The organism is Mycobacterium sp. (genome assembly GCF_008709575.1).
Lineage (GTDB): Bacteria > Actinomycetota > Actinomycetes > Mycobacteriales > Mycobacteriaceae > Mycobacterium.
On sequence record NZ_VYIK01000124.1, the window covers coordinates 1 to 634 of the forward strand.

Below are 634 nucleotides of genomic sequence, written 5' to 3' on the forward strand. Positions count from 1 at the left end.
GTCATGGCGATGAACGCCCACGCCGACGATGCCCAGGAGGGCATGTGTGCGTTCCTCGAAAAGCGCCCGGCGCGCTGGCCGCAGCGCTGACTTCCGGCACTATCGCGGCACCCACACACAGATCAGGCGCGGGTACCTCCGTTCGTAACAGATATACGAATGTTATTTCGTGAGACTAGACATACGTACTGGCAATCATGTAGTTTCCACCGTATGTACACCCTCCTGTCAACGGCAGCAGCTGGCGGTGCTCACCAGTGAGCGCCGTTCTCATCGGTGTGTTGACCTTGCCCCTCCTGACTTCACTGAGCGCCCTGATCGCCGGCTCGCGACGTCCGCGCCTGGTGGGCCGAGTGGGCGCCACAGCCAGCAGCGCAGGGTTTGTCGGCGTGTTGCTGATAGGGCTCGACGTGACGGTCCACGGCTCCGTGTCGGCCACCCTGCGATCAGCCAATGACAGCCTGATTGCCCAGGCGGAGGCCGACCGGCTCAGCGTGGTGCTGCTGGTGCTGGTGTACGGGGTGAGCACGATCGTGCAGATTTTCGCCCTGCGCTACCTGGCCTGCGACAGACGGTCGGGATGGTTCACCGCCAGCACCGGAATGCTCACTGCTGCCTCCGCTGGCCTGTTGAC

Annotated in this window: 1 protein-coding gene; it reads left to right on the forward strand. The window is 63.4% G+C overall.

All coding sequences use genetic code 11. The features are described from left to right. Nucleotides 1-353: 353 nt before the first annotated feature. Nucleotides 354-634: hypothetical protein (locus tag F6Q13_RS17085; protein WP_293059093.1), on the forward strand; the 281-nt coding region annotated here is incomplete at its 3' end.